The sequence below is a fragment of the Streptomyces sp. NPDC057854 genome, from assembly GCF_042797055.1.
GTDB lineage: Bacteria > Actinomycetota > Actinomycetes > Streptomycetales > Streptomycetaceae > Streptomyces.
The window spans coordinates 1-9,523 of sequence record NZ_JBHVMF010000048.1; the positions used below are offsets into that span (position 1 = coordinate 1).

At 65.7% G+C, this 9,523-nt stretch carries 4 protein-coding genes and 1 tRNA gene; 4 read left to right on the forward strand and 1 reads right to left on the reverse strand.

Translation table 11 applies throughout. The annotated features are described in order from the left end of the window. Positions 1 to 31 precede the first annotated feature (31 nt). Positions 32 to 991, reverse strand: coding sequence for a nucleoside hydrolase (locus tag ACFVQZ_RS36165; protein WP_378233748.1), 960 nt, complete (start codon positions 989 to 991; stop codon positions 32 to 34). A gap of 128 nt (positions 992 to 1,119) precedes the next feature. Between ACFVQZ_RS36165 and ACFVQZ_RS36170 the strand changes: the two genes are divergently transcribed. The 4 genes from ACFVQZ_RS36170 to ACFVQZ_RS36185 form a co-directional block, all read left to right on the forward strand. Further along, a tRNA-Arg gene (locus ACFVQZ_RS36170) sits at positions 1,120 to 1,192 on the forward strand. A 322-nt stretch (positions 1,193 to 1,514) separates the two neighbouring features. Continuing rightward, positions 1,515 to 2,795 (forward strand): hypothetical protein, encoded by a 1,281-nt coding sequence (locus tag ACFVQZ_RS36175; protein ID WP_378233745.1) that lies wholly within the window; start codon positions 1,515 to 1,517, stop codon positions 2,793 to 2,795. Further along, positions 2,792 to 4,288, forward strand: coding sequence for a hypothetical protein (locus ACFVQZ_RS36180; RefSeq protein WP_378233744.1), 1,497 nt, complete (start codon positions 2,792 to 2,794; stop codon positions 4,286 to 4,288). The genes ACFVQZ_RS36175 and ACFVQZ_RS36180 overlap by 4 nt, the downstream gene beginning before the upstream one ends. 143 nt (positions 4,289 to 4,431) lie before the next feature. After that, positions 4,432 to 9,523: NACHT domain-containing protein (locus ACFVQZ_RS36185; protein WP_383629137.1), on the forward strand; the 5,092-nt coding region annotated here is incomplete at its 3' end.

The following is a 9,523-nucleotide window of genomic DNA, read 5'->3' on the forward strand; positions in this document are numbered from 1 at the left end:
GTCCGAGCGCGACTATTTCATGCACTCAGCGTCAGGCGGGGTCGAGGCGGCGGAGGGCGTCGAGGACCAGGTCCCAGAAGCGGGTGTCGTCGAGGGTGATCGCGACCTGGGTGCGGCACTCGTCGGGCTCGTCGCCGCGCAGGTCGGCGACCGTCATGCCGGTGGTCAGCGCGCCGTGGAGCTCGACGTCCAGCGGGGCGCGGCGCGTCGTCATGACCTCCGGGTCGATCACGTACGCGACGGCGCACGGGTCGTGGACGGGCGGGTAGGGGAAGCCCTGCGCCGAGCGGTACGTCGCCCCGTAGAAGTCGAGCAGCTCCCCGACGAACCGGGCGGCCGTGGTGTCGAGCGCGGAGAGCCGCTCGCGCACGTCGGGCGTCGCGACGGCCTGGTGCGTGAGGTCCAGCCCGACCATCGTCACGGGCCACGGCTCGTTCAGCACGACGTGCGCGGCCTCCGGGTCGGCGAGCACGTTGAACTCCGCGACCGGCGTGCGGTTGCCCACGTGGTAGCCGCCGCCCATCATCACGACCTCCCGCACGCGCGACACGATGCGCGGCTCCTTGCGCGCCGCCATCGCGACGTTCGTCAGCGGCCCCGTCGGCACGAGGGTGATCTCGCCGGGCTCGGCGCCCATCACGGTCTCCACGATGAGGTCCACCGCGTGGCGCCGGTCGACGGCGCGGCGCGGGGCGGGCAGGACCGGCCCGTCCATCCCGGAGTCGCCGTGGATGTCCGGTGCGACGATCCGCGGCCGGACGAGCGGGCGGTCGCACCCTGCCGCGACCGGGACGTCGATCCCGGCCAGCTCGGCGACCGCGAGCGCGTTGCGCGTGACCTTCTCCAGCGTCTGGTTGCCGGCGACCGTCGTCACGGCGACGAGGTCGACGGCAGGGCTGCCGTGCGCGAGGAGCATCGCGATCGCGTCGTCGTGGCCGGGGTCGCAGTCGAGGAGGACGCGGCGTGGCGCGTCGGTACGTCCGGTGGGCATGCGCCCATCCTCGCGCGCCGACCGGGTGCCGGCCACGCTACGGCCGACGGTCGCCGTCCGTGCGGGCGCACTTCGCCTCCGACGGCCGCCGACAGCTAGGCTGTCCCCCGGCCCGTCCCCGGGGCCGCGCGCCTGTAGCTCAGGGGATAGAGCACCGCTCTCCTAAAGCGGGTGTCGCCAGTTCGAATCTGGCCAGGCGCACCGAGCATCACTGCAGGTCAGAGGTCGAAGAGTCTGACGCTTCCGCTCTAGAACCTCCCCAAACAAGGGCTAATACTGCAACGCTCTGACCTGCACTTATGTTTGCTTGTTGCTCCTCAACCTCCCCCAGACCTCCCCAGGGGAGCCTTCTGCATGGAGTCTCGGACACCCCTCAGTGGCGCGCGTTCCGGAAAGTACAGTCGTCGCGTGCACAGGGCCGACGCCTGCGCCTGGAGTCGATCTGCCCGCAACAGGTGCGTACGTGGCAACATGCATGGGTGGCGACGACGCCGAGAGCCCAAGGCGCGGACGGAGACGAACGATGAACAGCTTCGATGAGGGCCTGCGGTGCCAGGATGTCCACTCCGGCCTCCGCAACCTCGATCCGCACTCACCTCTGCTTGCTCCACTGAGCGACACCCGAGTGGTCGGCATGGCCGCGACAGTGGCAGGACTGATCCGCGGGCGGGACGTAGTAACGGACGCGCAAGCGCTGACCCAGGTAGCTGCCTACCAACTCGATGTTGACCCGTTGGCATTCGGTGAAGTGATCGCGCTGCTAGAGGATGCCGGCTACGTCCAAGGCGTCCAGCGCAGCGGGGGCAAGGTCACCACCTTCACGGAGACAGTGCCGTATTACGATGACCTCTACAGCACCCTCGGGGGAGCATGGCGCGATCGAGCGCCGACCGAAGTAGAGCAGCAACTGCTCCGCGTCGTGGATGGACTTTCCAAGGCACCGGTGCCGCTGGAGGACGTGGAGAATACCTTCGGACTTGACCGCTCCGCAGTTCCGGACCTCATTGAGGTCGGCACGTCGTCTGGTCTTGTTCGGACCCTGCGCACGATCGATGGCGACATCGCATACTCGCCTTTCTTTGGGTTCGAGAACCCTGAGCTCCTAGAGTCGCTCGCAGGGACCCACGGCTCTGACCGTTTGATTGAAGAGCTCTCAGCAGTTCGGAGTCAGCAAGGGCTCGAACTAATCCCCGGCACCTACCCCGTGCTCACCGAGGCCGTCGCTGGCGGCCTCGTTATGGCCCCGGCCGTCACGCTGCCTGACGGCTCCTCCCGTGCCTTCGCGGCGCTTCCGTACGTGTCAGACAAGACTCTGCTTGTCGCGAGGAAGCCTGTGCTCGAGAAGTCGCTGGCTGTGCTTGCATGCTTGCGGAGCGCCGAGCGGTACGGGGAGTACAACACTCTCTCCGCTTCCGGACTGGTGAACGTGATTGACAAGCTTCTCGACCCGAACCGTGGATTCTTGAACCCGAACAGCGCCCATCAACGGCAGTACGCCCTAATGAGAAACGCTGGCCTGATCCGTTTCGGCCCCGACACCATGCCAGGCGGCACCTGGGTGGTACCCACCTTCATTGACACCGAGGACAACCGCGCAGCACTGGGCATCGCGCGCGATCTCATCACACAGGGCGAGTTAGTCGCGCACCGCGTCGAGGACTCAGTCGCTCGCAGCGCCCTGAATGCCGGTACGGCGTACCGCGCTCCGATGCAGACAACGCAGCGGATGCGCCAATCGGTAGAGCCCTCGGCCGAGCACTTCGCGCGAGTCTTTGAGACGGCGATGGGAAGGAGTGCGCTGTGACCGAGCTTGACCTCGGGCTGAAGGTGGGCGTACGGCGCCTGCTCTGGAGCATGGGCTACAGCACCCGTCTCGACGTCGAACTCCGAGGTGAAGGGCATGCGCCACGAGGCCGCGGGTACAGCGGGCCATCGAGCGTACCGGAGACGTTCACTGACCTCGACGTCCTCGGCGTGTTCATAGCGCCGGGCTTCCAACTGACGTCGACTATCGCGGATTGCAAGTCTGGGAAGCGCGACAGGCCGACAGCGCGCATGTTCTGGGCACGTGGAGTGGGCGACCTCTTCGGCGCCGACCACGTGATGCTAGTGCGCGAGCACGACGTCAACGACGCGACGCGTCAGTTGTCGAACCGTCTGGGCATCACCGTTCTGCCTTCGGCCGACCTGACCACCATGCAACAGTTGTACGGCAACCCGCTGGATGATCACACGGGGCCACTCGGCGTCCTCTTCGATCGGGCTGCAGTGGCGCGTAATCTGGCAGCCTTCACCGGACTGGACCGCCGCCTGGAGCCTCTACTTGAGTACCGCGAGTTCGACTACTGGGTGTACGAGCAACACCGCAACCCAGTTCAGCTCGTGGCTCACCTCCAAGATGCAGCGAGGCACCTCAGCCCTCGCAACCGGATACACCTCGCACTCTTCGTCGATCTGGCCTGGCAGTACATCGTCACGCTCGTGCACGCGTGTGCATACGTCCAGAGCGCCTATCTGAGGGACCAGGATCGCGGGTTGCAGGAGTATCTCTTCGGAGGCGCTACGAACTTGCGGGAGAAACTCGAGGTCGCAAACTTGCTGCGAAGCGTCGCGCCCGCGGGTGTACAACGTCTCGATCACCTCCCGCCGTACTATTCACAGATGCGGGAACTCGTCGCCCGCCTCATGCGGCGGCCCGCCGAAGTCCAAACTGCTTTGCGCTATGCCGAAGCCGCCTCGGCAATGATGGCTGCGGGCACGCGCGTGAAACTTCAAGATGCCTTCGGTACTGACTTCCACCCAGTCGCGGCTAAGCTCGTCGCCGACGTCTGCGGCTTCCTAGTTGCGGCGGCCGGCCTCGACCCCGAGTTCCGAGTTCAAGCGCGAGCTTGGCTCCTGGGTGAACCGATCGCGACGGCAACACTGCCCAGGCGCTCCCTCGAACCAGGCACGCCTGTAGCGCGGGCTGAACCAAACGATCCGAGCGGCTCTGTTGACTCTGGGCGCGCGGCCGATCAACCTGGGAAGGGAAGGCCCTCGCAAACCGAAACGTTGCTAACGTCGACGTCCGCAGAGTCTTCGCGCGCATCCTCTGGAAGTCCTGATGGGGCAGGTGGTCGAGACGTCGAAGTGAGGTCATCTCCAGTTGCCCCGGGACTGGTCAGCGATGACTCTCCACTGGACGAAGCGCCGTCGAAGCCGGTCCAAGGCGAACTCCAGGTACATCCTCTGCTGCCGGACAAGGTGGATGAGGAGAACCTTGGGGGCAGTGCCAGTACCACCGTCGAGCCGGGATAGTTTTCGGGCTCGGTGATTGATGCGCGTGCGGTCCCAGCAGATTGGCGTTCCGGAGGGTTCTCGCGCGCATGCGCATCCAGCACGGCCGGTGCGACGCAGCGAGCGAGCGGGTACCTGTCGGCTGCGAACGGCAAGATAGCAGCGTGACGATGAGACAGCTCGACCTGCCAGCGACGCTGTGGTCTGTTCCAGACGGGCCCTTGCCGGACCCGCCGGTGCAGACCCGGCAAGCTCTGCTGCCCGTGGGCGACTTGACCCCGGAGAACGCGGAGCGACTGTTCACACGGCTTCTGGAAACCGAAGCACACATCGAGCACGCGACCCTGTACGGACTGCCCGGGCAAACCCAGGCAGGAATCGATGTGTACGCGCGAGCAGCACCCTCGCTCGACGCCGCCGGGGCGGGAAGAAGTTACGTAGCACTGCAGTCACGCCGGGTGAAGCGCCTCACAGCCGCATCGATCACCTCCGCGGTCACCGACTTCCTCGGCGGCGAGTGGGCAGACCGGTGTTCTCGGTTCTACTACGCCACGAGTTCGTCGCTTCGCGACACCAAGCTGGATGCCGCAGTCCGCTCCGCGAGGGAAACCCTTATGGGGATCGGCATCGAGTTTGAGCCGTGGGGAGTGGAAGAGATCGCCTCCCGCCTCCGTGATCATCCTCTGCTGGTGGATGACTTCTTCGGACGGGCGTGGGTGACCGCGTTCTGCGGAGCGGACCGCGCTGCGGAGCTTGCCCGGCGGATCACCCCCGAGCAGGCCCGCGCAGCCCGCGCGGCCCTCGGAGACCTTTACCGGGCCGCGTTCCGGTCGCAGGGTGCCTCGCCGACGGTCACCGGCACGCACACACGCGGTCTGTCGTATCTGATCCTCGATACACAATCGGTGCCGGAGGGTGCGCTTTCACAAGTCCCTGCAATGGAGCCAGAGCAGACGGATCCACTGGTGGCAGACCAGCCACCTGAAGAGTCTGCGCGAACACCCCTGATGATGCGCCGCCGCACCCGCCGACCTGCGCGACGCGAGCCGGTCCGATCCGCGGATGCGGACCGGCCACGCACTCCTGTCGACGAATGGGCCGAGTCGGAGCGCCTACGGCTGCTCATCGGCGCGCCCGGATCGGGCAAGTCCAGCTTCCTCATGTTTGCCGCCGCAGATATCCTCGCTGCCGAACCGCAGTCCGCGGCGCTGCAGCGGGCACACGGCGGCAACTTGCCGTTATGGTTGCCGTTCGGGTTCCTATGCCGTCACCTCGACGGATCCACGACAAACTCGGTCGTCTCGGCGATTCGGGCCTGGATCACCCAGCAAGGTGGACCGTCAGCTTGGGATCTCACGCAGCCGGCACTTGAGGACGAACGGGCGATCCTGCTCGTCGATGGCGTCGACGAGTGGAACGACCCCGCATCCGCAGAGTATGCGCTGGGCCTAATCGAGTCATTCCTGTCTCAGCGACAAATCGGCGCGATCCTCACTGCTCGCCCGTACGCGGTGGACCGGCTGAACTGGGTGGAGCCGTGGACGAAAACGGTCCTGGCACCGCTCACCCACGCTCAGCAGGTCGATCTGGTCACCCGGGTACTAACGGAGTCCGACACGATCGGTGCCGACACTCCATCCACCCCGCACGCGCAGTCATTCCTGGCTGAACTGACCCAGATACCGGCGTTGAGTCCCCTTTTGGGTACACCTCTGTTTCTCAGACTGCTGGCGAAGTCATGGCGGGGAGAGTCGCTGCCGCCGCAACGGTTCCACCTTTTCTCCGCGCTGGTCCAACTTCTGGTGGACAAGCACCCCCAAATGCGCCGCCGTGCGACCCACGCGGCGGGATCGGAGTTCTCCACCAGCGACATGCTCACGGTGCTCCGTGGCGTCGCCTACCAGACCCGCATGGAAGGCGGTTCTGCCATTCGTCCCCGACAGGAGATGGAACGGCGGTTCCGGGAGGAGCTTCGCCGCGACGACGGCCTGGCCTATCCGGCGGCCGACGCGGCCCGGGTGGCGGCAGAAGCGCTGTCACAGGCGGAGGACGAGTATGGCCTACTCGTCCCGCAAGGCGTCGGCATGGTCGGGTTCCTCCATCGGGTTCTGCTCGATCAGCTGGCAGGCGAGCACCTGGCTACGCTCCCGCCCCACGAGCAGGAGAGCGTCTTGACCGCGCGCGCAGGCGACGCCACATGGCGGGATGTACTGATCGCCGGGCTCGCCACCCAAGTCAACGCACACGTCAACGCGTCCCTGCTTACCCGGCTTTGCGAGCACACCGATGTGGACCCGGTCGACAAATACGAACTCATCGCCGATGCTATCGCAGCAGACGTCGCGATCACTGCGCGTAGGCAATCAGAATGGGTCGCGGAGATTGTCAACCGGGTCAATGAGCACGCCGACATCACCCACCGTGCCACGCTGATCACGTCGCTGGTATCAATGACGAAACACGCGTCGCTGCGACCCCTACTGCTCACCACCTTCGCGCGTTGGCTCAACGCCGCGCACCCCGAGCCGACTTCACCGCTGTGGATGCTCCGAGACCCCGCGGTCGCGGAGACAGGGGTCCTTCCCACGTTGCTCTGGGGTCTGCGACACGAGGACGAGTCTGTCCAGCTGAACGCCGCCCACGCGATAGCAATCCGATACGCCGGCGACGTGACGATCGGCGCTCGAATCGAGACGAGCGTCCGCGAGGGGGCGAACGCCATCGACCAGGCGTTCGCGCTGCTGTGCCTGGGAACAGGCTGGCCGGACTGGCCAAAGCTGCCCGCCCTCCTCGAATGGGCTCGATCGCAGATCACCCCGGAGCTACGGATCTGCGCCCTGCACCTGCTGCGGGAGGCCCCGGGCGGAGAGTTCGATTGCCTCACTGACGCGGAGCGGCAGTGGTTTGGAGGATTCCTGCGGCATGAGCGGCTGCGGCCGCGAGAGCACTGGGAGAACCTTGCTATCCCGTTCGTGCAGCATGCGCTGGCGGGGAAGCCAGAGGCGACGCGGTTCGTGCTGGAGACCCTTTCCGGCAATGGCATGAATGGCGGAAATCGGTCGATGGCCTGGCTGTTGGCCTGCACCACGTTCAGCGACGACCACGCGATCAAGGACTGGGTAGCCGACGAGTTGGGGAATCCCGACCGCAACGGACTCTTGCTGTACAACCTTGCGCTCATCCCACAACCGTGGCGCGCGGACGCAAAGTTCGCGCTAAAGGCCGCCGCGACCATCCGGAAAGACGTCTCGACTCCGCGGTTGAGCGATGGTGTTATCACCCTCGCTGAACAGTTGCCCGACGACGAGGCACTCGACGCGCTCCTGCCGGCACTGGATTCGTGGCGGCCCGTCCCTGTCGGTTCAGTGCTGCTACAACGGTTTCGGGACCGGCCTGAGGTGCGCGCGGCATTCGAGGAGCGCCTGCACGGGCCTCTGGAGTCAGCCGCACCTCTCGCACCGCTGGCGCTGGACGCGCTCGGTGTCGCTGAGGGATTCCGGGTGCTCGTGGCCTTGCTCAGGTCTTCGGCCGACGTGGGTGACGGCGAAGTGCGGGTCATCATTGCGATGGCTGTCGCCGATGCCTGGGCCCGGGTCGCCAGCACCCCGAAGGACTCCGAGTCCGCCGCGATACTGCGCGAGTACGATCCGGACGAACTCGCGACGCGCTGCACTGCGGTCGGGACGAGCTACCTCAACTGGCATGTCGACGCGATCATCAACGCCTGGCCGGCGCATAAGGCGGTCGTCGCGTTCGCGATGCAGGCATTGCGGCACCCCCGGTATGTCACTAGTGGGATTCACGACCCGGCTCCTCCGGCGATTGTGCGCGCGTACGGCGCCCGCACGGACACCACCGCGAACGCGATGATGGATGCGGTTCTCGACCAACTCGCCTACTTGCCACCGCAATTGCGGGAGGTGCTCGTCGATGCCCTAACCCGCTCCGACCTCACCCCGGGTACCTTGCGCAACGTGCTCGAGGACTGGAATGAGGACCCCGACGTCTGGGTACAGCGCACGGCACTGACTGGCCTGATCCGTCGGGTCGAGCGATACCGGATCTCACCAAGTGCTGAGCACGAACAGACTGAGTTGGCCGCCGATTGGTTGCGCACACAGGTGCAAGCCGAGCTCTGCGGGTACGGTCCGGCGATGGACTACCGGCGGCAGACCGGGTGGGTCGGGATGCTGTTACTCGGCGAACTATGGCTGCATGACGGTCTCCTAGAGACCAGAGGAGAATCCACGCCACCAGGGGTGCAGCTCCGACACTGGTATGGAGGCATCGATCGGGAACTGGTCGACCTGCTTAACGCCAAATGGGACGAAGTGTCTACTCACTTCGGCGACGACCTGTTCACACTGCTGTCGGCCTCAAACGCCAGGGACGTGCGCGAGGACGCTCGAGCAACCGTGCTCGGCCAGCTCAGCGTCAGCTCGTCGCCGCACCCGTCGATCAGTGATCTCATTCGTTTGGAGGCAAACGGAAACCCTCAGTTCCGCAGCAGTGTCGAGTACCTGCTCTGGTCGCATCGCGGCGGACGGCGCGATATCGACCTATTCGTCGCTTGCCTGACAAGCGTGAATTCCTCCAGCTCGGTTTGGCGAGAGACGAACGAGATCTACGACCTGCTGGTCGACCCGGACCTCTGGCGGGTCCCCACCGGCACGCTCGAAGACACGCTGACGCAGCAGCCTGGCTTCGACATCACCCCGGAACTGCGGGCGTTGTACTGCGAGCTGTTCCCGACCGAGGCGCGCAGCCGCACGATGTTCGTCGACCTGGAGGCTTGGTTCCGCGCCGGCAAACCCCGAGATCGTCGCGAGTGGATCGACACGCTCGCCGTCGCCGTCCGGTCTTCACCGCCCAGCGCCTTGCCCGTGATCGTCGAACGAGCACACCACCAGATAATGGTCCAGGACGCCGCCCACCTGTTCCCACTGCTCACAGGCCCGCTCGTGCGCAGACTCCGCCACGACGCGGACGCGGTCTCCGCACTCCGATCCGCAATTCACGATCCCGCCGCCGTAGATACCAGCACCCCGATCTGGGCGCAGACACCCGAGGTCGGAGAGACCAGCAACCCAGCGATAAGCACTCAAAGGTCCTATCTAATGGCAAAGGTTCTTGACCGCGCCGGGCTACTCGACGAGAGCACCGCGAAGATTGCGAGGGACATGCTCGCCGTCACAAACCCGGATGTGGTGGTCCATGATCCATTCACTGCTGTCGAACGTCTGGCCCGTGCGGCAG